Consider the following 24,420-nt stretch of genomic DNA (forward strand, 5'->3'; position numbering starts at 1 on the left):
TGGCCCGTGGCCGACACCGTCACCGACACCGTGCCCACCCTGCCGCGGCTCTTCGCGCGGGCGGCCGGGACATCCCCGGACCGCGACTGCGTCGTGTTCCCGGACGGTCGCCGCTCCTACGGCGAGGTCGACGCGGCCGCGGTCGCGGTGGCCCGCTCCCTCGTCGCGCTCGGCGTCCGGCCCGGCGACGCGGTCGGCGCGCTGATGCCGAACTGCCCGGACTTCGTGCCCGTGATGCTGGGCGCGTCGATGGCCGGGGCGCTCTTCGTGCCGGTCAACGCGCGCCTGGCGCCCCGCGAGATCGCGCACGTGGTGGTCGACTCCGCGATGACGGTCCTGCTCACCACCGACGACGTGGTCGATCACGTCGACTTCGTGGCCCGCCTCCACCTCGCGCTGCCGGAGCTGGCCGCGGGCGCGCCCGGGTCGACCCCGCCCCTGGCCGCGGCGCCCGGCCTGCGCCACGTGGTCGTCCTGGGCGAGCGTCCCGCCGCCGGGTTCCTCGACCGGCCCGTCTTCCTGGCGGCGGGCGAGGCGGTCGACCCGGCCGACGTCCGTGCCACCGCGGCCGCGGTCGGGCCGGACGACCCGTACATCATGATGTACACCTCGGGCACCACGGCCGCGCCGAAGGGCTGCCCGCTGCGGCACGGCTCCGTGGTCGGGCTGGGGCGGGCGCTGGGCCGCGAGGCCCTGCGGATGACCGCGGACGACCGGATGTGGAACCCGCTGCCGATGTTCCACGTCAGCGCCCAGGCGCCGATGATGGCGGTGTTCGACGCGGGGGCGGCGTGGGTCTCGATGACCCACTTCGACCCGGACCTCGCCCTCGACGAGATCGAGCGGGAGCGCGCGACGCTGCTCTGGCCCGCCTACCCGACGCTGACCGCGCCGCTGCTGCACCACCCGCGCTACACGCCGGACACCTTCCGGCGGGTGCGGGCGGTGCTCACCGTCGGCCCGCCCGACCTGCTGCGCGGCTACCAGGAGCGGCTCCCGCACACCGCCCACGTCAGCTGCTACGGCTCCACCGAGACCGGCGGGGTCGCGATCATGGGCCGGCCCGGCGACCCGCTCGAGGAGCGGCTCACCTCGGGCAAGCCGTTCGCCGGCGTGGAGGCCCAGGTCCGGGACCCGCTGACCGGCGAGGTCCTGCCCCCGGGCGGGACCGGCCCGCTGTGGATCCGCGGGTTCAACGTCTTCACCGGCTACCGCAACGACCCCGAGAAGACGGCGGCCAGCTTCGACCGCGACGGGTGGTTCGCCACCGGCGACCTCGCCTCGGTCGACGCCGCGGGCAACCTCACCTTCCGCGGGCGTACCAAGGACATGCTCAAGGTCGGCGGCGAGAACGTCGGCGCCCTCGAGGTGGAGACCTACCTGACGGGCCACCCCGACATCGCCCTCGCCGGCGTCGTGGGCGTGCCCGACGCCCGCTACGGCGAGGTGCCGGCCGCGTTCGTCGAGCTCGCGCCCGGGGCGTCGCTGACCGCGGACGACGTCCTCGCGTACTGCCGGGCCGGCCTCGCCCGCTACAAGGTCCCGCGGTACGTCCGGTTCGTCACCGAGTGGCCGACGTCGGCGACCAAGGTGCAGAAGTTCCGCCTGCGGGACCGCATCCTCGCCGAGCTCGGCATCACCGAACCCCTGGAGGACAGCCCGTGGATTTCGACCTGACCGAGCAGCAGGACCTCTTCCGCAAGACCGTGCGGGAGTGGGTGGACCGCGAGGCCCCCAAGGAGTGGGCCCGCGAGCTCGAGCGCGACGAGCACGCGTTCCCGCACGCGCTGTGGGACAAGTTCACCGAGGCCGGGTTCCACGGCATCGGGCTGCCCGAGGAGTACGGCGGGCAGGGCGGCGACGTGCTGACGCAGATGATCCTCGCGCGCGGGCTGTCGCGGTCGCTGGCCGGGCTGACCTGGGTCTGGGGCATCTCGTCGTTCGCGGGCGGCAAGTCGGTCGGGCTCTACGGCACCGAGGAGCAGAAGCGACGGCACCTGCCCGCGATCGCCGAGGGCCGCGAGAAGTGGGCGATCGGGTTCACCGAGCCCGGCGGCGGCACCGACGTGCTGGGCGGGCTGCGCACGAAGGCCACGAAGGTCGACGGCGGCTGGGTGGTCAGCGGGCAGAAGACGTGGAGCTCGATGGCCCACGTCGCTGACTACGTCCTGCTGCTCGCGCGCACCGCCGAGTACACCGAGAAGCGCCACCAGGGCGTCTCGCTGTTCATCCTGCCCACGCGCAGCGACGGCGTGACGATCCGCGAGATCCCCAAGGTCGGCATGCGCTCGCTCGGGTCCTGCGACGTCTTCCTCGACGACGTCTTCGTGCCCGACGAGAACCTGCTCGGCGAGCAGGACAAGGCCTGGTACATGCTGCTGCCGACGTTGAACAACGAACGCATCATGCTGTCCAGCTTCTGCGTCGGGATCATGGACGGCGTCCTGGAGGACGCGGTGCGCTACGCCAAGGAGCGCGAGGCCTTCGGCGGTGTCATCGGCCGGTTCCAGGCGGTCCAGCACCACATCGCGAACATCGCCATGTGGCGCGACCAGGCCGAGCTGATGGTCAACCGCGCGGCGTGGCTGCAGTCGCTGGGGCGCCCCTGCCACCAGGAGGCGAACATGGCCAAGGTCGTGGCCTCCGAGCTCGGGGGCCAGGCCGCCGACCTCGGCCTGCAGGTGCTCGGCGGCATGGGCTACTCGGCCGAGACCGACATGCAGCGCTACTGGCGCGACGTCCGGCTCTTCCGGATCGGCCCGATCACCAACGAGATGGCGCGCAACGGCATCGCCGAGGAACTCGGGCTCCCGCGGTCGTTCGCGTGAGCGCCGTCGCGGGGGCCGCCATCCCCGAGGGGTCGTGGACCCTCCAGCCGCACGAGAACTGGCTGGGTCACGACGCGCTGTACTCCGTGCCCGCCGAGGAGCCGCACCCGCTCATGGCGTTCGTGGCCGCCGTGCGCGGGTCCGGGCTCGGCGTCGCGGAGCTGTTCCGCTCGTGGGGCACCGAGATGGCCGACGGCCCGATGCTCACCGCGTCGACCCTCGAGCTCCCCGGGGAGCTCCGAACCGGGGTGGAGTACCGGGTGAGCGGGACCGTGGAGTCCGTCGTCCGCAAGTCCGGGCGCACGATGGGCGAGTTCGACCTGCTCACCGCGCGCCTCGAGCTCCGCGGCCCCGACGGGGAGACGGTCGCGCTCGTCCGGAACGTCTACGCGCTGCCGCGGGGCCGGGGAGCGTCGTGACCGCCGACGAGCTCCCGGCCTGGCGGGCGACGGTCGACGCCGAGAAGATGAAGGTGCTCGCGCTGCTGCTCGGCGACCCCAACCCGCTGCACTTCGACGCCGCGACCGTCGCGGCGGTCGGGCTGGGGGACCGCCCGATCAACCAGGGGCCCTCGAGCATGGCGATGCTGGCCAACGCCGTCCGTGCCGCGTACCCCGACGGCCGGCTGACCCGGCTGGAGGTCACCCTGCGGGGCTCGGTCGCCGCCGGCGACGAGGTCGTGGTCCGCGGCCTCGTCACCGGCCGGGAACCCACCGGGGCGGGGGAGACCGTCCATTGCGAGCTGACCCTGGAGTGCGGTGACCGTGCGGTCCTGCGCGGCCTGGCCGACGTGCTCCTCCCCGCATCGTGAGCCCCGCATCGTGAGCCCCGCGTCGTGGTGAACCGCCGGAGGGAGCGTGCGGACACCGCGCCGCCCCGCTCCGACGACGGCCGGTGGCACGAGCTGGTCGACACCGCGGCTCGCGTCTTCGCGGCGAAGGGCTACCGGTCGGCGACCCTGCAGGACATCGCCGACGAGTTCGGGGTGCTCAAGGGCAGCCTGTACCACTACATCCGCAGCAAGGACGACCTGCTCGACGCGGTGATCCGGTCGGTGCTCGACGTGGGGCTGGCCCGCCTCCGCGAGGAGGCCGCCGCGGACCGCGACCCCGTCGAGCGCCTGCGGGACATCGTCCGCGCCCACGTGCTGCACCTCGTGGACAACCTCGTCGGCACGACCGTGCTGCTCCACGAGTTCGACCAGCTGCCCCCGGAGCGACAGCTCACCGTGCCGATCCGGGAGTATCAGGAGGTGCTCGAGGCCCAGGTCGACGCGGCGCGCGCCGACCCGCGTGTCCGCTCCGACGTCGACCCGCACCTCAGCGCCCTGGCGATCCTCGGGGCGACGAACTGGGTCTACCGCTGGTACCGGCCCGGCGGCTCCCGCACCCCGGAGCAGATCGCCGACTACTTCGCCGCGACCCTCGTCGACGGGCTGCTCGACCCGTCACGCTGACCGGACCGGCCCGGTGACGGCGTGGTCGCGCGCGTAGGCGGCGAGGACGTCGCGCGTGCCGCCGGCGGTCAGACGGAAGCCGGCGACGGTGGCGGCGAAGTCGTCGATCGCGCGCAGGAGCAGCCCGCCGTGGAAGTGCGCGTCGGTGGAGACCTCCTGCCGGCGGGCCGCCTCCGCGAGGTCCAGCAGGTGGCACATCACCGCCGGGAGCGCGAACCGGGCGTCGTCGTCGTGGAAGTAGTACGTGACGGGGAAGGTGACCATGTCCCGCTCGCAGGCGACCAGCCGCGAGGTCAGGTCGGCGTAGACCGACGCGGGCAGCGGCGAGGGCGGTCCGGGGTCGGTGGAGTCGGCCCCGACCTCTTCCAGGAGGCGGATCTCGTAGGCCAGGGCGCGCCGCCGGGACAGCACCGGGAAGATCGACAGGAGCCACGACACGCTGGCGGTGAGCAGCCCGAGCCCGAGCAGGGACTCCAGCGGGGCCGCGAGGCGCAGCAGGTCCTGCGCGGGCGAGACGTCCCCGTAGCCGAGCGTGGTGAGGGTGACCAGCGAGAAGGAGACGGCGTCGACCAGGCCCGTGCCGGCCCCCCGGAGCCCGGCCGCCTGCAGGAAGCCCTCCGGCATCCACGGCCAGTACACCAGCGCCCAGCCGACCCCGAGCAGGACCGCCCAGCTGGTCACGACCACCAGGAACGAGACGGGCCCCGCGAACGACAGCGCCCGCTCCCCGGGCAGCCGGTGGCACACCGACCACGTCGCGCTCATCACCGAGCGGCTCGGCGAGTGCCGCCGCGGGTGGGAGAACAGCGTGGCGAAGACGTCGAACAGGGCCACCGCGATGACGACCGCGCCGCCGGTCACGCCGAGAACGGCGACCGCGGGACTCACGGCGTGATCGGGGGGAGGTGCCGGACTCCCCGCTCGTGGCCGTCCGTCGGGCGGGGGCCGGGTGTCGGTCGCCGCATCACCGCGGGGGCCGCGGCGATCCACAGCGGCACCAGCACCCAGGTGCGTCCGGCCGTCACGTCGTAGTCCGCGACGAGCTCCGACCAGGTCTGCCGGGCCACCAGCCGGCCGATGCCGAACTCGAAGCCGAGGGTCATGACCATCCAGGCGAGGCCGACGGTCCAGGCCTGCTCCGCGTCCGGGAGCGGGTAGCGGCGCTGGAGCCGGCGGACGTACACCGTCACCGCCGCGAGCAGGACCGCGGTCGCCACGCGGCGGGCGGTGTCCTCACCCAGGCGCGGCTGGAGCACCGTCGCCCGCACCGTCCCGTTGAGCAGCGCGATCAGGAGCAACCCGAACCAGCCCGCGAGCCAGGGACGGGGGACCGAGGGCGACGTCACGTCCCGACCGTTGCCCCTCCGGGACCTCCCGGGCCAGGGCCGTGCGACCCGGTCGGCGTCCCCGGCGCGGGACCGCGGGCGGGTGCCGATCGACCCGCGGTCCCGGTCCGCCCGGCCCGTGCACGCGCAGAGCGCTCCCTGGAGCGTGTGGAGGACGGCGAGACGCAGCACGACGGAGGGCTCCCCATGCCGACCCACCAGTCCAGGAACCTGCGCCGTCGCACCGCCCGCCCGGCGACCGGGGCGGGCTCGCCGGCCCTGCTCGAGGCCCTGCTCAACCTGTCGCACTTCCACCAGGAGCACGAACGGTTCTACGCGTCGGCGCCCCTGGAGACCGCCCTGCGGCTCCAGCGCCACGCGCGGACGCTCCTGGCCCTCGCCGCGCGGTGGTCGCAGGCCGACCGGCCGTCCCGCGGCACGCCGGTGAATCCCTACGAGGGCGCCGAGGACCTCAACAGCGAGGCCGCGATCGCGCTCGACGGGGCCCTGTTCATGGAGGGCGAGGGCCGGCCAGTCGAGATCACGGCGATGATCGCCGAGCTCCGAACCGACGCCGAGGGGTTCGCTGCGGGCGGGAGGTGGCTCGCGCACGCGATGGAGAGCAGCTGGGCGACGGCCGCAGGGCTCGTCGAGTTCGACGCGCTCGCCGACGTCCTCGGCGAGCGGCACCGCATCATCAGCAACGACTGGCTCGCCGCGCACGAGCAGGGCCTGATCGCCGCACTCCTGGGGCGTGCCGCGGACATGCTCGACGCCGTCGACCTCGCCCCGGCCGCGCTGCGTGCCGACCTCGCCGGCGCCGCGGTCAGCCCGCGGCGGCTGCGGTCCGCGGCGGAGGTGATCGCCCGGGCGGCGGATCTGTGTGGCGAGTCCGCTCGGCTGGTGCACGACAACGAGCGGCGGTGGCGGGTCTTCCGCGACCGGGTCGCCGAGGTGGCCGCCACCGAGGACGCTCCCGGAACGTCTGCTGAGGGCGCGGACACCTGATCCGCGCGGTCCGGCGACGGGGGCGCACGCCGAGACACCGGCGGCGCCGGTCGATTGCCGGGTGCCGCCCCGGCGAGCAGGCTGACGTCCACGCCGAGAGAGGCCGAGAGAGGGGACGCCCATGGTCGCGCCGACCCGCGAGGACAGGTTCAGCTTCGGGCTGTGGACGGTGGGCTGGCAGGCCCGGGACCTCTTCGGCGAGGCCACCCGCCCCGTCCTGGCCGCGGTGGAGGCGGTGCACCGGCTCAGCGACCTCGGCGCCTACGGGATCACGTTCCACGACGACGACCTGGTGCCGCCGGGCAGCAGCCCCGACGAGCGGGCACGCATCCTCCGGGAGTTCCGCGCCGCCCTCGACGAGACCGGCCTGGTGGTGCCGATGGCCACCACCAACCTCTTCGGGGACCCGGTGTTCAAGGACGGTGGCTTCACCAGCAACGACCGCAGCGTGCGCCGCTACGCGATCCGCAAGGTCGCGCGCAACCTCGACCTCGCCGCCGAGCTCGGCGCGCACACCTACGTGTTCTGGGGTGGCCGGGAGGGCTCCGAGGTCGACTTCGGCAAGGACGTGCGCGCCGCGCTGGACCGCTACCGCGAGGCGATCGACACGCTGGCGCAGTACGTGACCGACCAGGGCTACGGCATCCGGTTCGCGCTCGAGCCCAAGCCGAACGAGCCCCGGGGCGACATCCTGCTGCCCACCATCGGCCACGCCCTGGCGTTCATCCACGAGCTCGAGCACGCCGACATGGTCGGCATCAACCCCGAGACCGGCCACGAGCAGATGGCCACGCTCAACTACACCCACGGCATCGCGCAGGCGCTGTGGGCCGGGAAGCTGTTCCACATCGACCTCAACGGGCAGAAGGGCCCGCGCTACGACCAGGACCTCGTCTTCGGCTACGGCGACCTGCTCCAGGCGTTCTCGACGGTCGACCTGCTCGAGGGCGGCCCGCCCGGCGGGCCGGGCTACGACGGGCCGCGGCACTTCGACTACAAGCCGCTGCGCACCGAGGACATGGAGGGGGTCTGGGAGTCGGCGCTGGCCAACATGGAGACCTACCTCGCGCTGCGGGAGAAGGCCCGCGCGTTCCGCGCGGACCCCGAGGTCCAGGAGGCCCTCGCCGCCGCGTGGGTCCCCGAGCTCGCCCGGCCGACCCTGGCCGAGGGGGAGACCTACGCCGACCTGCTGGCCGACCGCAGCGCATACGAGGACTTCGACATCGACCGCGCCCGCACCCAGGGGTACGGCTTCGCCCGCGTCCAGCGCCTCGCCGTGGAGCACCTGCTCGGGGTGCGCTGACGTCGGGGAGACGCGCCCGCCGCTGACGTTCGTTCGCGAACTGCCACTGCACCGACTGCAAGCGCGCGTCGGGCGGCGAGATGGCCACGTTCGGTCTCGTGTCCGAGGCGGACTTCACCGTGTCCGGGGAGACCCGGAGCTTCCCGTACCCGGCGAACACCGAGACCTGCGCGGGCCACGGCGTCACCCGCGTGTTCTGCGTCGCCTGCGGTTCGCGGGTGTTCACCAACGAGCTGGCCGACTTCGCCGGCGGTGTCTTCGTCCAGGAGGGCACGCTCGACGACCTCGGCGAGTGGTGGGCGCCCCAGGCCGAGATCTACACCTGGAGCCGGCAGCCCTGGATGCCGGCGCTGCCCGTCCCGCAGTACGACCACGGCGTCCCGGCCGCCGCGGACGCCCACTGAGGGAGCGGCGCGGACCGGATCCTCGCGTCCGCCGCCGCAGCACGTGATGATGTGCGCTCCCCACCCGGAGCCGATCACGCGGGAGATGACGTGAGCGACGTGACCGACGAGGACCCCGGCCACGTGCTGGACGACCCCCTGCGCACGAAGGGGACGTCGTTCACCCTCGAGGAGCGCCACGCCCTGGGCGTGCTGGGGCTGCTGCCCCACGCCGTGACGACCCAGGACGAGCAGGTGGCGCGCTCCTGGGGCGAGGTGCGCCGGCAGGCCACCGACCTCGACCGCTACATCTACCTGCGCGCGCTGCAGGACCGCAACGAGCGCCTCTTCTACGCGGTGCTCGCCGCCGACGTGCCGACCGCGCTGCCGCTGGTCTACACCCCGACCGTCGCCGAGGGCTGCCGCCGGTTCTCCGAGATCTGGCGCCGGCCCCGCGGGCTGTACCTGTCGTACCCGGAGCGCGAGCACCTGCGCGAGGCGCTGCGCAACCGCCGTCAGCGCGAGGTCGACGTCATCGTGGTGACCGACGGCCAGCGCATCCTCGGCATCGGCGACCAGGGCGTCGGGGGCATGGGGATCCCCGTCGGCAAGCTCTCGCTGTACACGCTCATCGGCGGCATCGACCCGGCGCGGACGCTGCCGATCCTGCTCGACGTCGGCACCGACAACGCCACCCTGCTCGACGACCCGCTCTACCTCGGCTGGCGCCACCGCCGCATCGACGACGACGCGTACTTCGCCTTCGTCGACGCGTTCGTCGCGGCGGTGCAGGAGGAGCTCCCCGACGTGCTGCTGCAGTGGGAGGACTTCGCGACGCCGCACGCCCACCCGATCCTCGAGCGCTACCGCGACCGGCTGCTGACGTTCAACGACGACATCCAGGGCACCGCCGCCGTCGCCCTCGGGGCGCTGCGCGGGGCGACCGAGGTGGCCGGCGTGCCGCTGCGCGACCAGCAGGTCGTCATGCTCGGCGCCGGGTCGGCGGGCATCGGGGTGATGGAGATGGTGCGCCAGGCGATGGTCGACCAGGGGCTGTCCGCCGAGGAGGCCCGCGCCCGCTGCTGGGTCGTCGACGTCCGCGGCCTGCTGACCACCGACCGGGACGACCTCTCCGACGCGCAGCGGGCCTTCGCCCGCGACCCGGGCGACGTCGCCGGCTGGGGAGTCACCGGCCTGCCGAGCCTCGCCGACGTCGTGGACCACGTCGAGGTCGGCGTGCTGCTCGGCCTGTCCACCGCGCAGGGCGCCTTCACCGAGTCGATCGTGCGGACCATGGCGGGCCGCGTCGACCGCCCGATCGTCTTCCCGCTGTCGAACCCCACCGACAACGCCGAGGCGCGTCCCGCCGACCTCGACGAGTGGACCGACGGCCGGGCGCTGATCGCCACCGGCTCGCCGTTCGCGCCGCTGCACCGCGACGACGGTGCCGATGTGCCGGTCGCCCAGTGCAACAACGTCTACATCTTCCCGGCGGTCGGACTCGCGGTGACCGCCGCGCGCGCCACCCGGGTCACCGACGCGATGATGCGCGCGGCGGCCGGGGCCCTCGGCGCCGCGTCGCCGGCGCTGTCCGACCCGCGCGCGCCGCTGCTGCCGTCGTGGGCCGACGTCCGCGACGTCGCCGACGACATCGCCCTCGCCGTCGCCCGCCAGGCGGTGGCCGACGGCGTCGCGCCGCAGGCCTCCGACGACGACCTGCGCGCCGCCATCGGCCGCACCCGCTGGGAGCCGGCCTACGGGCCGGGCTGAGCCCGCCCCGTGTGGTCCGACACCAGCGCCGCGACCAGCCGCAGCACCCGCTGCGTCATCGCCTCGGCGTCCTGGTCGGGGTGGGCCACCCACCAGTCCATGAACGAGTCGACGATGCCGAGCCAGGTCCGCACCATCGCCGAGACGTCGAGCTCGTCGGTGATCCCGGCCCCGCTGAGCAGCTCGAGCACCCCCTCCCGGGCGAGGGCCTCGATGCGCGCGGCGTACTGCGCCACGACCTCGGCCGCGGGCCCGTCGTCGGGAGCCGTGCGGTCGCGCAGGAGGCGCCAGACGTGGCGGCGGTCGTCGAGCACGGCGAACATCGCCGCCAGCGTGCGCACCCCCCGTTCCACGCCGGCGCTGCCGTCGCGCGCGACCCGCTCGATCTCCTCGGCCAGCAGGCCGCCGGCCTCGGCGAGGCACGCGGCGTGCAGGCCCTCCTTCGAGCCGAAGTAGCTGTAGACGAGCGGCTTGGAGATGCCCGCCGCGCGCGCGACGTCGGCGACGCCGGTGGCGGCGAAACCGTCGGTGCCGAACGCGATCGACGCGACCCGCACGATCTCCTGCTCCCGGTCGGCGCGCGGGACCCCCTTCGTCCCGGCGTTCGGTCGCGCTGCCACGTCCCGACCCTAGCGCCTCGTGTGACCGTCAGGTAATTTACCCGTCGGTCACATCGCTGGAGGGCTCGTGGACGCACTGCTCGACCCCATGCAGAACCCCGTCACGTACGCGGTCCCGTTCTTCGTGCTGGCGATCCTCGTCGAGCTCGCGGCGCTGCGGTGGCTCGACCACGACGACTCGGTCACCGGCTACGCCCTCCGCGACGCCCGCACCTCGATCGCCATGGGCGTCGTGTCGCTGGTGTTCCTGACGCTGTTCAAGGTGGTCACGTTCCTCGCGTTCAGCGCGGTCTACGTCTACCTCGCCCCGTTCCACCTGCCCACGGACACGTGGTGGTACTGGGTACTGGTCGTGCTCGGGGTGGACCTCGGCTACTACGGGCACCACCGGTTCAGCCACCGCGTGCGCATCGCCTGGGCCGGCCACCAGGCGCACCACTCCAGCGAGTTCATGAACTTCGGCACCGCGCTGCGGCAGAAGTGGAACCCCTGGTTCGAGTTCTTCTTCTGGCTGCCGCTGCCGTTGCTCGGGTTCGCGCCCTGGACGCTCTACGCGGCCTTCGGGGTCAACCTCGTCTTCCAGTTCTTCGTCCACACCGAGCTGGTCGACCGGCTCCCGCGGCCCGTCGAGTACGTGTTCAACACCCCGTCGCACCACCGCGTCCACCACGGCCGCGACCCCGAGTACCTCGACCGCAACTACGGCGGGATCCTCATCGTCTGGGACCGGTTGTTCGGCACCTTCGCCGCCGAGCGGCGGCGCCCGTCGTACGGGCTGACCACGCCGGCGGAGACGTTCAACCTGCTGACGCTGCAGTACGGGCACTACGCCGACATCGCCCGCGACGTGCGCGCCGCGCGCCGCTGGCGCGACCGGCTCGGGTACGTCCTGGGCCCGCCCGGGTGGCAGCCGTCGGTCGGCCCGGCGCCGGAGCCGACGCTGCCGCGGCGCTGACGGAGCCGGCGGGCTCACACCGTCCGGATCCGCCCGAGGGAGTTGCCCTCCTTGTTGGTGAACCACAACCAGCCGTCGGCCGGGTCGGCGCTCTTGATGTCGAACGGGCCCTGTACCTCGGGCGGCGCGCCGTAGGAGGACCACCGGTCCGCGCCGTCCGCCCCCGGGTCGAAGCGGACGATCGCGTTCGCGGCGGTGTCGGCCGCCCAGAGGGCGCCGTCGTCGCCGCACCACACGCCGTCGGGGGTGGCGAGCCGGTCGTCGGTCCACCACGAGAACGCGTCCGGTCCCTCGAGCCGGCGCGGGTCGAACGCCAGGAGGCCGGGACGGTCCTGGGTCGTCACCCAGAGCCGCTGCTCGGCGTCCATCGCCCAGGCACGGGGACGCCCGCGGTCCGGCCAGGGGCCGAACGTGCGGATCGTCGCGGCCGGGTCCGGTGCCCAGGAGTCGAGGGTGCCGAGGGTCCCGGTGCCGGCGTTGACCCACCACACGCTGCCACCGGGGTGCACGAACAGCGCCGAGGGACCGTCGACCCCGGGGCCGGCGAACGTCCGCAGGGACGCGATCGGGTCGGTCGTCCGCGGGTCGAGCGTGCCCACCGCGTTCGACCCGCGCAGGGTGAACCACAGGTGCTCGTCGAGGGAGGCCTTGATCGCGACCGGCTTGGCCAGCCGCGGGTCCGCGTACGTGCGCAGGGACGCCGCGACGTCGGGGGCCGCCGGGTCGAGCGCGCCGAGCCGGTCCGAGCCGAGGCTGGTGAACCAGATCCGGCCGTCGGCCGCGGGGAAGAGGTTGGCGGGCAGCGCGGCCCCGCCGGCCGGGTCGGCGAAGGTCTCGATCCGCTGGCTCGCGTGGTCGACCCGCCCGAGGCGCGCGTTGGCGATGCTGGTGAACCAGACGTCGCCGAAGGCCCCGATGACCCCTGTCGGCTGGTCCACCCCGCCCGTCGGGTCGGTGACGACCTCGATGTCTCCCCGCACCGTTCCTCCCGTCGCCCGCTCAGGTCCCCGGCTGACGCCACTGGTTGGCGCGACGCCCGACGGCCGCCTCGGCGACCGTCTGCGCGATCCGCCGCTCGCGGGTGGGGGCCGTCTTCGCGGTGCTGATCCACTCCAGGATGGCGCGGCGAGTGGAGCGGGGGAAGCCGTCCCACTGCCCGCGGGCCGCCGGTTCGGCGTCGAGGGCGGCCGCGAGGTCGTCGGGCTCGGCGAGGGTCTCGACGGCGTCGAGGGCGGTCCAGCTCCCGTCGGCCTGCGCGGCCGCCACGGCGGCGAGGCCGGCCGGCGCCATGCGGCCGGCGGCGGTGAGGCGCTCGACGCGCTCCTTGTTCACCCGCGACCAGCTGCTGCCCGGCCGCCGCGGCGTGAGCAGGCGGCGCGAACGGTCGGCGTCCAGGCTGCCGGGCCGGCTGTCCACCCACCCGAAGCAGAGCGCCTGGTCGACGACGTCGTCGTAGGCCACGTACGGGCCGCTGCCCTTCTTCCAGGTCACCAGCCAGATCCCCGGGCTGCTGGCGTGGTGGTCGAGGAGCCACGCGCGCCACTGCTCGGCCGACGCGACGTGGACTTCGTCCCGGTCGTCCTCCACGGCGTCTCCTACCAGGGCAGGGGCTCGCGGTCGCGGAAGAAGCCGCCGATGGGCCCGTCGGCGGGCAGGGTGCCGGCCCAGACGACCCCGGCGGCGCTCTCCTCGACGGGCCGGGCGCCCATCGCCTCCGCGCCGGGGTAGGTGGCGGTGAGGCCGGGGCAGACCGCGTTGACCAGGACGCCGGTGGCGGCGAGCTCGGTGGCCAGGGTGCTGGTCAGGGCGTTGAGCGCCGCCTTGCTGATGCCGTACGACGCGGCGGCGCCGCCGCGGGCCGTGAGGCCGAACGCCGGGTCGCCGTGGGAGCCGGCGCCGCTGGACACGTTGACGATGCGGGGCGCGGGGCTCCGCCGCAGCAGGGGGAGCAGGGCCTGGGTGAGCCGCCAGGAGCCGTAGAGGTTGACCTCCATGACGGCGCGGGACGCGTCGAGGTCGGCGCCCGAGGCCGTCTCGCCCCAGTCGACGTAGCCCGCCGCGTTGTTGACCAGGACGTCGAGCTCGCCCGGCTCGGCCGCGAGCGCGGCGGCCGCCGCCGCGACGGCGTCCGGGTCGGTGACGTCAAGGTCGACGCGCAGCGCGTCGACGTGCTCGCCGAGCTCGGCGGCGGCCGCTTCGGCGTCGGCGGCCCGGCGGGCGGCGAGGAGCACGTGGTGGCCCTGGGCGGCCAGCTGGCGGGCGACCTCGCGGCCGAGGCCCTTGGCCGCCCCGGTGATCAGCACGGTGCGGGGCGCGGAGGCCGGATCGGTCACGGTCGTTCTCCTGGTGGGTCAGGGGATCGGCGTGGGGGCAGCGTGCCGAGGTCGGCCCCGGGCGTCCACCCACCGGCCGGTCACTGCGGTGGCCGCGCGAAGCCCTGCGCCTGCCGGGCCCAGAACTCGCGGGCGACGTCGACGTGGGCGCGGTAGCGGGCGTAGCCCTCGGCGTACCAACGCCCGGACTCGGGACCGGGCTCGACGGTGCGTGACGGGGCGGCCCAGGCGGCCGGGTCGAGGTCGTCGCCGAGGGCGTGCTTGGCGGTGATCGCCGCGCCGCGGGTGCCCAGGCCCGGGTCGTCGGGCACGATCAGCGGCCGCTCGAGGACGTCGGCGAAGATCTGGGCCCACGGCCCCGACCGGGAGCCGCCCCCGCACGCCACGAACCGCCCCGCCGGCTCGGCGGAGGAGGCGGCGCGCTCGAAGCAGTTCTTGGCGGTGTAGGCGATCCCCTCGCACACCGCGCGCACGACCTCGCCGCGCGTCGTCGCCAGCGTGACGCCCTCGAGCTGCCCGCGGGCGCGGGTGTCGACGAAGGGGGCGCGCTCGCCGCTCGCGGACAGGAAGGGCAGCGCGGAGACGCCGCCGGCGCCCGGGACGGTGCCCTCCAGCAGCCCTTCGAGGTCGCCGATGTCGGCCCGGAGGAAGTCGAGCAGCCAGTCCAGCCCGGCCGTCCCCACCATGGCCGGCATCGCGCGCAGCCACCGGCCCGGTTCGGGGGTGCACACCCACATGCCGGCGGGCTCGACCGCCGACGACGTCGACGGCTTCTCCCGGACCTCGTCGGTGAAGACCTCGCACGCCAGGGTCGTGCCGATGATCAGCAGGGCGTCGCCCGGCTGCGACAGGCCCGCCCCGACCGCGGCCGCGGGCAGGTCGAACGGTCCGCCCGTCACGGGGGTGCCCACCGGCAGGCCGGTGAGCTCGGCCCCGCGCCGGTCGAGCTCGAACAGCGTCCCCGGCGCGGCCGGCTCGGCGAGGAGCCCCCGCCGGTCGGAGAGCCCGCAGGCCGCGATGGCGTCCTCGTCGTAGGTCCGGGAGACGACGTCGAGGAACGGCAGGGACGCGTCGGAGGGGTCGACGGTGATCTCGCCGGTCAGCCGCTGGACGAGAGCGTCGATGCAGTAGCCCGCGACCGCCGCCCTCTCGAGCGACTCGGGCTCGTCGCGCCCGAGCGCGACCAGCAGCGGGGCGTGGCACCCCGGGAACAGGCCCGACCCGGTGCGCCGGTACACCTCGGCCACCGTGCCGTCGTCCTGCCAGCCCCGCACGACGTCGCCGGCCCGGTCGTCGAGCCAGGAGATCGGCGGGCGCACCGCCCGGCCGTCGCGGTCGCGCAGCCACAGGCCGTCGCCCTGGCCGGTCAGCGCGAGGGCGCGGACCGGCTCCCCGCCGTCCTGGCGGACCCGCTGGACCACGGCGGCCACGGAGGCCACCACGTCCTCGAGGTCCTGCTCGACCCGGCCGTCCGGGTACTGCTCGAGACGCGACGGCTGCTCGGCCGCCGCGAGCTTGCGTCCCTCGTCGTCGTAGGCGTCGGCCTTGGTCATCGACGTCCCGACGTCCACCGCGATGATCACGACCCGACCTCCTTGCCCGTCGCGTTGGCCGGGTGGGCCAGGGCCTCGCCGCGCACGAACCGGGCGACCTCGCCGGCGGCGATGCGTGCCGCGCGGTGCGCGGTCTGGCGGGTCGCGCCGGCCAGGTGGGGGGTGGCGACGACGTTGGGCGCGGCGTGGAGGGGCCAGTCGTCGGGTGGCGGCTCGACGTCGTATACGTCCAGCGCGAGCCCCCCGAGGCGCCCGCTGCGCAGGGCCTCGGGCAGGACCTCGTAGTCCATCAGCCCGCCCCGGGCGGTGTTGACCAGCACCGCCCCGTCCGGCATCCGGGCGATGGCGTCGGCGTCGATGATGCCGCGGGTCTCGTCGGTGAGGCGCGCGTGCAGGCTGACGACGCCGGACCGCGGCAGCAGCTCGGCCAGCTCGACCAACTCGACGCCGTCGGTGCGTGCGGTCTCCGCATCGGTGTACGGGTCCGCGACGAGCACGGTCGCGCCGAACGCGCGCAGCACCCGGGCCACGATGCGGCCGATGGCGCCGTACCCGACCAGCCCGACGGTGGCCCCGTCGAGCTCGAGTCCGGCCTCGCTGTACTCGTAGAAGTCGCCGCGCCACCGCCCGGCCCGCAGCTCGGCGTCGGCCAGCGGGATGCGGCGCAGCGCCGCCAGCATCATGCCCACGGCGAACTCCGCGGCGGCGGCGGCGTTGCGCCCGGGGGCCTGGGCGACGGCCACGCCGGCCCGGTCGGCGGCATCGAGATCGACGTTGACGGGGCCCCCGCGGCAGACCGCGACCATCCCCAGCTCGGGACAGGCGTCGAACACCCGCGCCGTGAACGGCGCCATCTGGGTCAGGCACACGCGGCGGCCCTCGAGGGCGGCGACGAGCTCGTCCTCGGTGCCCGAGGCCTCCTCGACCCGCGAGCCCTCCGCGCCGACGGGGCCGAACGGCTCGGCCGGCCAGCCGGCGGTGAGGTGGCCGACGTCGAGGTCGTGGCCGTCGCCGAGCTCGGAGCGCAGGGCCTCGTCGAACAGGGCGGGGGCGACGAAGTGGTCGCCGGCGGCGAGGACGCGCAGGGTCACCGGGTCTCCCTCACGGTGGGGCCGCCGTTCAGCAGCGCGAGGATCTCGCGGTGCGCCGCCGGCACCCCGTCGGCGACCCGCGCGGCCAGCTCGAGCGCGTCGGGCTTCGGCGGGTAGGTCGGGTTGGGGATCGCGACGACGGTCATGCCCGCCGCGTGCGCGGCCCGCAGGCCGTTGCTCGAGTCCTCGACGCCGACGCAGGTGGTGGGGTCGACGCCGAGGCGCCGGGCGGCCTCGAGGTAGACGTCGGGGCTCGGCTTGCCGCGGTCGACCTCGGCGCTCGAGACGGTCGCCCCGAAGGCGAGGCCGTTCCGCTCGACGACGGCGTCGATCAGCCGGCGGGTGGCGGAGGTCGCGAGGGCGACGGGGACCCGGTCGGCCACCTCGGTGACCATCGTGACCGCGCCGTCGAACGGCTCCATCCGGCCGGCCGCGAGGGCCTCGACCATGCCGTCGACCACCGCCCGCTCGCACTGCTCGGGGCTCGCGGCGCGGTCGACGCGGTCGGCGAGGTAGGCCGACCACTCCGGGGCGCTCATGCCCTGGCAGTGGCCGGTGTCCCCCGGGGTCCAGGTGACGCCGTGGCGCGCCGCCACGGCCGTCCAGTTCTCCTCCCACAGGTGCTCGCTGTCGAGGATCACCCCGTCGAGGTCGAACACCACGGCGGCGGGATGTGGGGCAGTCGTCATCGTCGGTCCCTCCCAGCGGTGGTGTGAAATTAACAAGGAAGACGTGATCACGGAAGAGGTCGCCGGCCCGAGCGGCCCGGCATCCTCGGCCCCGGCCATGACCTCGGCATGCTGGACCGCGTGAACAGCAGCGATCCGGCGCCGCCCCGGGCCGCGCGCACCCGCGCGGCGCGCCAGCAGCGCATCGTCGAGCACGTCCTGGCCCAGCACTCGGCCAGTGCCGCCGAGCTGGTGGAGCTGACCGGGGTCAGCCTCATGACCGTCCACCGCGACGTCGACGAGCTGGCCCGCCGCGGCCTCGTGCGCAAGTTCCGCGGCGGGGTGTCGGCGCAGCCGACGTCGGTGTTCGAGTCGCACTCCGAGTACCGCCGCACGGTCCGGCTGGCGGAGAAGAACGCGATCGCGGCGGCCGCCCTGGCCATGGTCGAGCCCGGCTCCTCGATCATGGTCGACGACTCGACGACGGCGTTGGCACTGGTCAGGCGCCTCGAGGAGGTCGGCCCGCTCACCGTCGTCACGAACTACCTGCCGGCCCTCGAGATGCTCAAGGAGATGAGCGAGGTCCGCCTCATCGCGCTCGGCGGCGAGCACTCCCGCACCCACGACTCCTTCAACGGCATCGCCTGCATGGAGTCGATCGCGGCGATGTCGGTCGACGCGGCGTTCGTCTCGACGTCCTCGATGACCGGGTCGATGACCTACCACCAGGAGCAGGAGGTCGTGCTCGTCAAGCGCGCGATGCTCGAGTCCGCGGCGCGGACCGTGCTGCTCATGGACGGCAGCAAGGCCCCGCGCCGGGCCCTGCACCAGCTGCTGCCGCTCGACCGCTTCGACGACCTCGTCGTGGACGAGCAGATGGCCGAACCGCTCGTGGTCGAGATGCGCGAGCACGTCCGGGTGACGGTGGCGCCGCAGCATCCGGAGTGAGATCGAGCTTGTGAAGTTCGCGCTCGGATTGGTAGATGTGGGTCGTGACGGAGCGGACCTGGATCGGGGTCGACCTCGGTACGCAGAGCGTGCGCGCGCTCGCCGTCGACGACGCGGGCGGTCTGCGGGCCGAGGCGTCGCGGCCCCTGCAGAGCCACCGGGACCGCGGCGCCGACGGCTCCACCCGCCACGAGCAGGACCCGGCGTCGTGGTGCGCGGCGGTCGACGAGGTGCTGGCCGAGGTCGCCGGCCGGGTCGATGTGGGCACCGTCGGCGGGATCGCCGTCGACGCCACGTCGGGCACCGTCGTGCTGGACGGGGCGTCCGGCTTCCTGACCGCCGGCGTCATGTACGACGACGGCCGCGGCGCCGACCGGGCCGCGCGCGCCCAGGAGGCCGGCGCGGAGACCTGGTCGCGGCTCGGGCACCGCATCGGCGGCACCTGGGCCCTGCCCACGGTGATGGCCCTGCTCGACGAGCACCCGGACGGGCGGGTGCGCCACCAGACCGACGTCGTCACGGGCCACCTCGTCGGGCGCCCGACGGCCACCGACACCAGCACCGCGCTCAAGACGGGCTACGACGTGATCGAGGGGCGGTGGCCGGCCGAGGTGCTCACCGCGCTGGGCGTCGACCCCGCGCGCCTGCCCGACGTGGTGCTGCCCGGGACGCGGCTGGGCGGGCTCGCCGAGGCCGTCGCCGCCACGACCGGGCTGCGGGCAGGCACCCCGGTCGTGGCCGGCATGACCGACGGGTGCGCCGCGCAGATCGGGGCCGGCGCGGTCGCCCCCGGGACGTGGAACGCGGTGCTCGGCACCACCCTCGTGCTCAAGGGCGTCACCGAGGGTCTGGTGCACGACCCGACCGGCACCGTCTACAGCCACCGCGGTCCGCAGGGCGGCTGGTGGCTGCCCGGTGGGGCGTCGTCGACGGGCGCGGGCGTGCTCGGCGACGTCGTGCCGGCCGACCGCTTCGACGCCGTCACCGCCGTGCTGCGCGAGGAGGGCCCGCCCGCCGCGACGCCGGTCGTCTACCCGCTCGCCGGGCACGGCGAGCGCTTCCCGTTCGCCGTCGCGGACGCCGAGGGCTTCTGGCTCGACGGCGACCGGGCGCGCCCGCTCGCCGAGCTGGCCGCGGCCGTGGGGGAGACCGCCGCGTTCGCGGGGGTGTGCGAGGGCGTCGCCTTCGTCGAGCGGCTTTGCCTCGAGCACCTCGAGACGCTCGGGGCCGACGTCTCGGGGACACGGACGATCTCGGGCGGCGCGACCCGCAACCCGTGGTGGAACCAGCGCCGCGCCGACGTCGCGGGCGTCCCGCTGCAGCGCCCGCGCAGCGCCGAGCCGGCGTTCGGGATGGCGGTGCTCGCCCGGGCCGCCGCCGACGCCGACGGCGGCGAGCCGGACCTCGTGGCCGCCGCCGCCGCGATGGTGCGCGTGGACGAGACCGTCGAGCCCCGCGCCGACGCCGCGCTCGAGGAGCGCTACGGGCGGTTCCACGCGGCGATCGCCGGACGCGGGTGGCTGACCACGTGACGGAGCTCGTGCTCGTGCGCCACGGCGAGACCGTCTGGCACCACGACAACCGCTACGCCGGACGCTCCGACGTCGCGCTGACCGACCGCGGCCGCGACCAGGCCGAGCAGCTCGCGCGGTGGGCCGGCATCACCCGGATCGACGCCGTGCACACCTCGCCGCTGCAGCGCGCCCGCGACACCGCGGAGCCCGCCGGCCGGGCGCTGGGCGTCGCCGTGGCCGTCGACGAGCGGCTCGTCGAGGTCGACTTCGGCCGGGGCGACGGCCTGACCCGCGACGAGATGCGCGAGCGGTTCCCGGCCGAGCTCGACGAGTTCCTCGCCGCCCCCGCATCGTCCCCGCTGCCCGGCGGCGAACCCGGCGCGGACGCGGTCGCCCGGGCGCGGCCCGCGCTGGACGAGGCGGTCTCCCGCCACCCCGACGGCACCGTGCTCGTCGTCGGCCACCAGACGCTGCTGCGCCTGCTGCTCTGCGCGCTGCTCGAGGTGCCGCTCGACCGCTACCGCACGGTCTTCCCGCGGCTGGAGAACGGCGCGCGCACGGTGGTGCGCGTGCCGGACGGGGGCGCACCCGGCCTGCTGGTGCTCAACGCGCCCCTCGCGGCGCCCTGACTCAGCCCGCGGCGGCGACCACCGCGGGCCGGTCCGGGACGGGCGCCGGTGCGGCGAGGGTGTCGCGGACCGCGGCTGCGCCCGCGACCATCGCCGCGAGCTTGGCGCGCGCGTTGGCGGCGGGCAGGTTGCGCAGCCCGCAGTCCGGGTTGACGACGAGACGCTCGGCGGGCACCAGGTCGAGGGCCCGGCGGATGCGGTTGGCGACCGTCTGCGGCGACTCGACGTCGGGGTCCTTGACGTCGATGACGCCCAGCCCCACGTCGCGGTCCCAGCCGCCGTGGGCGAGCACCGGCAGGTCCTCGTCGCCCTTGCGCCCGAACTCGAGGACGAGCTCGTCGACGCGGGCGTCGAGCACGGCGGGGAAGAGGAAGTCGTAGTGCCCCTCCCAGGAGGGCCGTGCGTAGCGGTTGCCGTAGCAGACGTGCAGGCCCCAGCGGACCGCCACGCCCTCGACCACGACGTTCACCGCCGCGACCGCCTCGGCGATCGCCTGCGGGTGGCCGGCCAGGTAGGGCTCGTCGATCTGCAGGTGGGTCGCGCCGCGCGCGGCCAGGGCGACGGCCTCGGCGTGCAGGACGGCGGCGATGGCGACGACCAGCTCGGCGCGGTCGGCGTAGGGGTGCTCGACGACCCGCTGGGCGAGCGAGAACGGCCCGGTGAACGAGAACTTGATGGGGCGGTCGGTGTGGGCGCGGGTGAAGGCGAAGTCGTCCGCGAGCCCGAGGGTCGGGCCGTCGACCGGCGGGAGCGGCGCCGGCAGCGTCACCGTGTGGTAGTCGTAGTAGAACTCCTTGACGGGCAGGGGGAGCACCACCCCGGGCATCCGTGCGAGGAAGTGGTCGACGTCGTTGTCGCGGCGCAGCTCGCCGTCGCTCACGATGTCGACCCCGGCCAGCTCCTGGTCCTTCAGGGCCGCCTTGATGGCCGTCTCGTGGACGTCGTCGAGCTGGGTGCGGCTGATGCGGCCGCGGTGGTGGTCGGTCTTGAGCCGCTCGAGCCACTCGGGCACGGGCCAGGAGCCGACGACGGTCGTGGGCAGCAGCACGGTGGGCCTCCCGTCAGTCCCGCACGTGGGCGGTCAGCGTGACGATGTTGGTGCCGTCGCGGTGGGCGAAGGGCGCGAAGTGCACGTCGAAGCCCCGGCGGCGCCCGAGGTGGGCCAGCAGGGTGCCGTTGACCCAGTTCACCACCGAGCCGTCGTACTTGCCGGGCCCGGCGAACCGGGTGCGGTAGGCCGCCACGTCGGTGACGAACAGGTCGTGGCAGACGAGGCTGCCGAAGGGGTGCAGCAGCGTCAGGGTGTCGACGAAGCTCGCGGCGGCGCCGTTGCTGACGTGCATCCGCACGTCGGCCCCGGCCTCGAGCAGCGGCCGCAGCGACTCCCCGCTGATCCCGGGGGCCACGGGGTGCAGGTCGAGGCCCGCCAGGGGCACGTAGCGCTCCTCGAGGCGCAGCGCCGCCCACGTCCGCTGCCAGAACGCCACGACGTCGTCGACGCCGCCGAAGTGGTCGGGTGCGGCCTCGGCGAGCAGGGCCGGGCCGAGGCGCAGCAGCTTGGCCACGAGCGCCGGCACCCGATCGGGGGTCGTGGCGGTGGCGGCGGCGAGCTCGTCGACCGTGGCCCGCGGCAGGCAGGCGCGGGACTGCACCCCGTAGGTCCGGCCGCCGAGCTGGGCGACCTCGTCGGTGGGCAGGTTGTCGTAGACGTTCGAGACGTAGACCAGGAAGACCTTGTACTTGAGGAACCCGAGCGCCGTGCGCGGCGAGGTGGCGTCGAGGACGAAGGAGCTGACGTGCTGATCGTGCTCGGCGACGGTCTTGCGGGCCAGCTCCAGCACGTAGCCCGAGTAGTCGCACATCAGGTAGTGCAGGCGCCGGTAGTACTCGCGGCCGTGCTCGGCGTCCGCGGCGACGAACTCGTCGAGGAACACCCGGGCCTGGCTGCCGTTGCCCACCCCGAGCTCGACCACGTACAGCTCGGTGGGCAGGGCGTTGCGCTCGGCGAGGCGGTCCCAGGCCGCGAACAGCTCGTTGATCAGCTCGCGGGCCCCGGCCCGGTTGCGGGCGTCGCTCTCGCCGCCGGGCAGGGCCTGCTCGTAGGTCCGGCCGGTCGCCTGCTCCCACAGGTCGAGGGCCTGCCAGTAGAGCGCGTTGAAGTCCCAGATGCAGCTCCGGGCGGTGCGCCCCCAGCCCTCGAGCGGGACGTGGTCGCTGCCCCGGATCGCGGTGCGGGCGAGCCCGCGCAGCTCCTCGGCGCCCAGGCCGTGGCAGCGGCGCACGTCGAGGGCGAGCTCGAGGTCCTCGGGGTCGGCGTCGAGACCGGGGTCGGCGACGACGGGGCGCACCGACACCGGGTCGCGGAAGTTCGCGCGGTACTGGACCCAGTCCGCGACCACGCGGACGCGGGCGAGGTCGGCGCACTCGTCGGTGAGCGCACTGACGACCGGACCCAGCGTGGCCCCGAAGTCGACCGGCTCGCGCAGGCCGCGCAGCCGGGTGTGGGGGCGGAAGTCAACCAGCACGGCGGACCCCTTCCGGGGGAGGGTCGATCTCCGGTGCGCCGGGGCGACGCCCGAGGCCGGCGCGGGTCAGGATCTCGGGGATCCCGTGCTCGAACCCGAACGCCATGACGTGCACGCCCGCCACGCCCGGGATCTCCCGCAGCGCCTGGATGGTCTCGACGCACGCGGTCACGCCCTCCTCGGCGACGCGGTCGGCCGGTACGCCGCGCAGGCGCCGCGCCAGGGCGTCGGGGACGTGGGTGCCCGGCACCTCGTCGCGCACGTGCTCGAGCACCCGCACCGACCGCAGCGGCCCGACCCCGGCGATGACGCCGCACCGCTCCGGAATGCCGAGGTCCCGCACCTCGGCCATGAACGCCGCGAAGCGCGGGACGTCGAACACGAACTGCGTCTGCACGAACTCCGCACCGGCGACCACCTTCTTCAGCAGCCGCCGGGCGCGGAAACCGGGCGGCGGCGCGAAGGGGTTCTCCACCGTGCCGACGGTCCAGCCCGGGGCGGTGCCGAGCTCGCGGCCGGAGAGCAGGCGGTGCTCGTCGCGCATCGTGCGCGCGGTCCACACCAGCTGGACGCCGTCGAGGTCGAAGACCGGCTTGCCGTCGGGGTGGTCACCGTGGCGGGGGTGGTCGCCGGTGAGCAGCAGGACGTTCGGGATGCCCAGCGCCCCGGCCGAGAGCAGGTCGGACTGCAGCGCCAGGCGGTTGCGGTCGCGGCACGTCAGCTGCATGACCGGCTCGACCCCCGCCCGCAGGGCCAGGACCGAGCCGGCCAGGCTGCCCATCCGCACGTGGGCGCCCTGGTTGTCGGTGACGTTGGCGGCGTCCACCCAGCCGCGCAGCTGCTCGGCCTTCCGCGTGACGGCCGCGGGGTCGGCCCCGCGCGGCGGGCCGATCTCGGCGGTGACGGCGAAGCGCCCGGCGGCGAGCGCGTCGCGGAGGGCGCTCACCGCCGCGCCACCGGCGTGAGTCCCAGCTCGCGGCCCAGCAGCGACCGGGCCTCGTCGCCGTCCGGGCCCACCGGCGCGGTCCAGAGACCCTCGTCGCGGCCCTGCCAGTGGTTGAGCCAGGAGCTCTCACCTCGCCGGCGCTGGTCGACGGGACGCTGCAGCCGCGCGAGGTCGTCGGCGTGACCGGCCTGCTCGGCGCGCTCGTGGGCCACGACCCAGACGCAGCGCAGCTCGGGCACCACCTCGCACCGGCCGTCCGTCCCCACCCCGCCGCACGGCCCGTTGCGCAGCTCCTTCGGGCAGGTCATCGGGCACGCGTAGCCCGTCGCCGGCAGCGCGCACTGCCCGCACATCCGGCAGCCGAACAGCTGTTCCTTGCTCACCCGCTCCGCGGTGGTGAACCAGCGCGTCGCCGCCGGGCTGCGCTCGATCGCCCCGGCGAGCCACCGCGTCGCCGTGCCGCGCGCGAGGACGCGGTGCCAGGCGTAGGCGCTGCGGGCCCGCAGCCGTGGCCGGAACGGCACCGGTCGGTCCGCGCTCGTGCTCGTCGTCTCGCCGGACACGC

General features: G+C 74.9%; 25 protein-coding genes and 1 pseudogene. 13 read left to right on the forward strand and 13 right to left on the reverse strand.

Translation table 11 applies throughout. The features are described from left to right. The first annotated feature begins 6 nt into the window (after positions 1 to 6). From ABD994_RS12710 to ABD994_RS12730, 5 genes are read left to right on the forward strand one after another with little or no spacing between them, the layout of a single operon-like run. Positions 7 to 1,677, forward strand: coding sequence for a class I adenylate-forming enzyme family protein (locus ABD994_RS12710; RefSeq protein WP_345414799.1), 1,671 nt, complete (start codon positions 7 to 9; stop codon positions 1,675 to 1,677). Continuing rightward, positions 1,662 to 2,828 (forward strand): acyl-CoA dehydrogenase family protein, encoded by a 1,167-nt coding sequence (locus ABD994_RS12715; RefSeq protein ID WP_345414801.1) that lies wholly within the window; start codon positions 1,662 to 1,664, stop codon positions 2,826 to 2,828. The genes ABD994_RS12710 and ABD994_RS12715 overlap by 16 nt, the downstream gene beginning before the upstream one ends. Further along, positions 2,825 to 3,247, forward strand: a complete 423-nt coding sequence (locus ABD994_RS12720; RefSeq protein ID WP_345414804.1) for a hypothetical protein — start codon at positions 2,825 to 2,827, stop codon at positions 3,245 to 3,247. Before ABD994_RS12715 ends, ABD994_RS12720 begins: the two co-directional genes overlap by 4 nt. Next, the gene (locus tag ABD994_RS12725; RefSeq protein WP_345414806.1) at positions 3,244 to 3,639 is read left to right on the forward strand and encodes a MaoC family dehydratase; all 396 of its coding nucleotides are present in this window, start codon (positions 3,244 to 3,246) and stop codon (positions 3,637 to 3,639) included. The genes ABD994_RS12720 and ABD994_RS12725 overlap by 4 nt, the downstream gene beginning before the upstream one ends. Before the next feature lie 27 nt (positions 3,640 to 3,666). After that, on the forward strand, positions 3,667 to 4,284 hold the full coding sequence (locus tag ABD994_RS12730) for a TetR/AcrR family transcriptional regulator (protein ID WP_345414808.1): 618 nt from the start codon (positions 3,667 to 3,669) through the stop codon (positions 4,282 to 4,284). Here ABD994_RS12730 and ABD994_RS12735 read toward each other — a convergent pair. Together ABD994_RS12735 and ABD994_RS12740 are read right to left on the reverse strand one after the other, a co-directional pair. Next, positions 4,276 to 5,172 carry an ion channel gene (locus tag ABD994_RS12735; protein WP_345414810.1) on the reverse strand — a complete coding sequence of 299 codons (897 nt, stop codon included), beginning with the start codon at positions 5,170 to 5,172 and terminating at the stop codon, positions 4,276 to 4,278. The genes ABD994_RS12730 and ABD994_RS12735 overlap by 9 nt on opposite strands. Continuing rightward, positions 5,169 to 5,630, reverse strand: coding sequence for a hypothetical protein (locus tag ABD994_RS12740; RefSeq protein ID WP_345414812.1), 462 nt, complete (start codon positions 5,628 to 5,630; stop codon positions 5,169 to 5,171). Before ABD994_RS12740 ends, ABD994_RS12735 begins: the two co-directional genes overlap by 4 nt. Positions 5,631 to 5,816: 186 nt before the next feature. Between ABD994_RS12740 and ABD994_RS12745 the strand changes: the two genes are divergently transcribed. From ABD994_RS12745 to ABD994_RS12760, 4 genes and pseudogenes are all read left to right on the forward strand, one after another. Further along, positions 5,817 to 6,617 (forward strand): hypothetical protein, encoded by an 801-nt coding sequence (locus ABD994_RS12745; RefSeq protein ID WP_345414814.1) that lies wholly within the window; start codon positions 5,817 to 5,819, stop codon positions 6,615 to 6,617. A gap of 121 nt (positions 6,618 to 6,738) precedes the next feature. Then, on the forward strand, positions 6,739 to 7,920 hold the full coding sequence (xylA, locus tag ABD994_RS12750) for a xylose isomerase (RefSeq protein WP_345414816.1): 1,182 nt from the start codon (positions 6,739 to 6,741) through the stop codon (positions 7,918 to 7,920). Between the two features lie 44 nt (positions 7,921 to 7,964). Continuing rightward, a pseudogene (locus ABD994_RS12755) lies at positions 7,965 to 8,324 on the forward strand (GFA family protein); the annotation flags it as partial. Between the two features lie 90 nt (positions 8,325 to 8,414). Beyond that, complete coding sequence (locus ABD994_RS12760) at positions 8,415 to 10,073, forward strand: NAD-dependent malic enzyme (protein WP_345414818.1); 1,659 nt, start codon at positions 8,415 to 8,417, stop codon at positions 10,071 to 10,073. On the opposite strand, the gene ABD994_RS12765 is transcribed toward ABD994_RS12760, so the two are convergent. Continuing rightward, positions 10,058 to 10,693: a TetR/AcrR family transcriptional regulator gene (locus ABD994_RS12765; protein WP_345414821.1), complete on the reverse strand. Its 636-nt coding sequence runs from the start codon at positions 10,691 to 10,693 to the stop codon at positions 10,058 to 10,060. The genes ABD994_RS12760 and ABD994_RS12765 overlap by 16 nt on opposite strands. A 67-nt stretch (positions 10,694 to 10,760) precedes the next feature. Between ABD994_RS12765 and ABD994_RS12770 the strand changes: the two genes are divergently transcribed. After that, positions 10,761 to 11,648 (forward strand): sterol desaturase family protein, encoded by an 888-nt coding sequence (locus tag ABD994_RS12770; protein ID WP_345414823.1) that lies wholly within the window; start codon positions 10,761 to 10,763, stop codon positions 11,646 to 11,648. A 14-nt stretch (positions 11,649 to 11,662) separates the two neighbouring features. Here the strand turns inward: ABD994_RS12770 and ABD994_RS12775 are convergent, their stop codons facing one another. The 6 genes from ABD994_RS12775 to ABD994_RS12800 all read right to left on the reverse strand — a co-directional run bounded on the left by ABD994_RS12775 (position 11,663) and on the right by ABD994_RS12800 (position 17,314). Then, positions 11,663 to 12,628, reverse strand: coding sequence for a Vgb family protein (locus ABD994_RS12775; RefSeq protein WP_345414825.1), 966 nt, complete (start codon positions 12,626 to 12,628; stop codon positions 11,663 to 11,665). Positions 12,629 to 12,647: 19 nt separating this feature from the next. Further along, positions 12,648 to 13,235, reverse strand: coding sequence for a YdeI/OmpD-associated family protein (locus ABD994_RS12780; protein ID WP_345414827.1), 588 nt, complete (start codon positions 13,233 to 13,235; stop codon positions 12,648 to 12,650). Between the two features lie 8 nt (positions 13,236 to 13,243). Further along, positions 13,244 to 13,981, reverse strand: a complete 738-nt coding sequence (locus ABD994_RS12785) for an SDR family NAD(P)-dependent oxidoreductase (RefSeq protein ID WP_345414829.1) — start codon at positions 13,979 to 13,981, stop codon at positions 13,244 to 13,246. 80 nt (positions 13,982 to 14,061) lie between these two features. Beyond that, positions 14,062 to 15,564 carry an FGGY family carbohydrate kinase gene (locus tag ABD994_RS12790; protein ID WP_345414831.1) on the reverse strand — a complete coding sequence of 501 codons (1,503 nt, stop codon included), beginning with the start codon at positions 15,562 to 15,564 and terminating at the stop codon, positions 14,062 to 14,064. Next, positions 15,561 to 16,619: a 2-hydroxyacid dehydrogenase gene (locus ABD994_RS12795; protein ID WP_345414892.1), complete on the reverse strand. Its 1,059-nt coding sequence runs from the start codon at positions 16,617 to 16,619 to the stop codon at positions 15,561 to 15,563. Before ABD994_RS12795 ends, ABD994_RS12790 begins: the two co-directional genes overlap by 4 nt. Before the next feature lie 2 nt (positions 16,620 to 16,621). Then, complete coding sequence (locus ABD994_RS12800) at positions 16,622 to 17,314, reverse strand: HAD family hydrolase (RefSeq protein WP_345414833.1); 693 nt, start codon at positions 17,312 to 17,314, stop codon at positions 16,622 to 16,624. 120 nt (positions 17,315 to 17,434) lie between these two features. On the opposite strand from ABD994_RS12800, the gene ABD994_RS12805 reads away from it, so the two are divergent. Genes ABD994_RS12805 through ABD994_RS12815 form a run of 3 tightly spaced genes read left to right on the forward strand, consistent with a single transcriptional unit; the run spans position 17,435 to position 20,384 of the window. After that, positions 17,435 to 18,241, forward strand: a complete 807-nt coding sequence (locus ABD994_RS12805) for a DeoR/GlpR family DNA-binding transcription regulator (protein WP_345414835.1) — start codon at positions 17,435 to 17,437, stop codon at positions 18,239 to 18,241. 44 nt (positions 18,242 to 18,285) lie between these two features. Then, positions 18,286 to 19,773 (forward strand): FGGY-family carbohydrate kinase, encoded by a 1,488-nt coding sequence (locus tag ABD994_RS12810; protein WP_345414836.1) that lies wholly within the window; start codon positions 18,286 to 18,288, stop codon positions 19,771 to 19,773. Continuing rightward, positions 19,770 to 20,384, forward strand: a complete 615-nt coding sequence (locus ABD994_RS12815) for a histidine phosphatase family protein (RefSeq protein ID WP_345414838.1) — start codon at positions 19,770 to 19,772, stop codon at positions 20,382 to 20,384. Before ABD994_RS12810 ends, ABD994_RS12815 begins: the two co-directional genes overlap by 4 nt. 1 nt (position 20,385) lies before the next feature. Here the strand turns inward: ABD994_RS12815 and ABD994_RS12820 are convergent, their stop codons facing one another. Genes ABD994_RS12820 through ABD994_RS12835 form a run of 4 tightly spaced genes read right to left on the reverse strand, consistent with a single transcriptional unit; the run spans position 20,386 to position 24,418 of the window. Then, entirely contained in the window at positions 20,386 to 21,432 is a 1,047-nt protein-coding gene (locus ABD994_RS12820; RefSeq protein WP_345414840.1) for a uroporphyrinogen decarboxylase/cobalamine-independent methonine synthase family protein, read from the reverse strand. Between the two features lie 13 nt (positions 21,433 to 21,445). After that, positions 21,446 to 22,909 carry a hypothetical protein gene (locus tag ABD994_RS12825; protein WP_345414842.1) on the reverse strand — a complete coding sequence of 488 codons (1,464 nt, stop codon included), beginning with the start codon at positions 22,907 to 22,909 and terminating at the stop codon, positions 21,446 to 21,448. Further along, the gene (locus ABD994_RS12830; protein ID WP_345414844.1) at positions 22,899 to 23,855 is read right to left on the reverse strand and encodes a methylenetetrahydrofolate reductase; all 957 of its coding nucleotides are present in this window, start codon (positions 23,853 to 23,855) and stop codon (positions 22,899 to 22,901) included. Before ABD994_RS12830 ends, ABD994_RS12825 begins: the two co-directional genes overlap by 11 nt. Continuing rightward, positions 23,852 to 24,418 carry a methylenetetrahydrofolate reductase C-terminal domain-containing protein gene (locus ABD994_RS12835; protein ID WP_345414846.1) on the reverse strand — a complete coding sequence of 189 codons (567 nt, stop codon included), beginning with the start codon at positions 24,416 to 24,418 and terminating at the stop codon, positions 23,852 to 23,854. Before ABD994_RS12835 ends, ABD994_RS12830 begins: the two co-directional genes overlap by 4 nt. Between the last annotated feature and the right edge of the window lie 2 nt (positions 24,419 to 24,420).

The sequence above is a fragment of the Actinomycetospora chlora genome, assembly GCF_039542135.1.
In the GTDB taxonomy this organism is placed as follows: Bacteria; Actinomycetota; Actinomycetes; order Mycobacteriales; family Pseudonocardiaceae; genus Actinomycetospora; species Actinomycetospora chlora.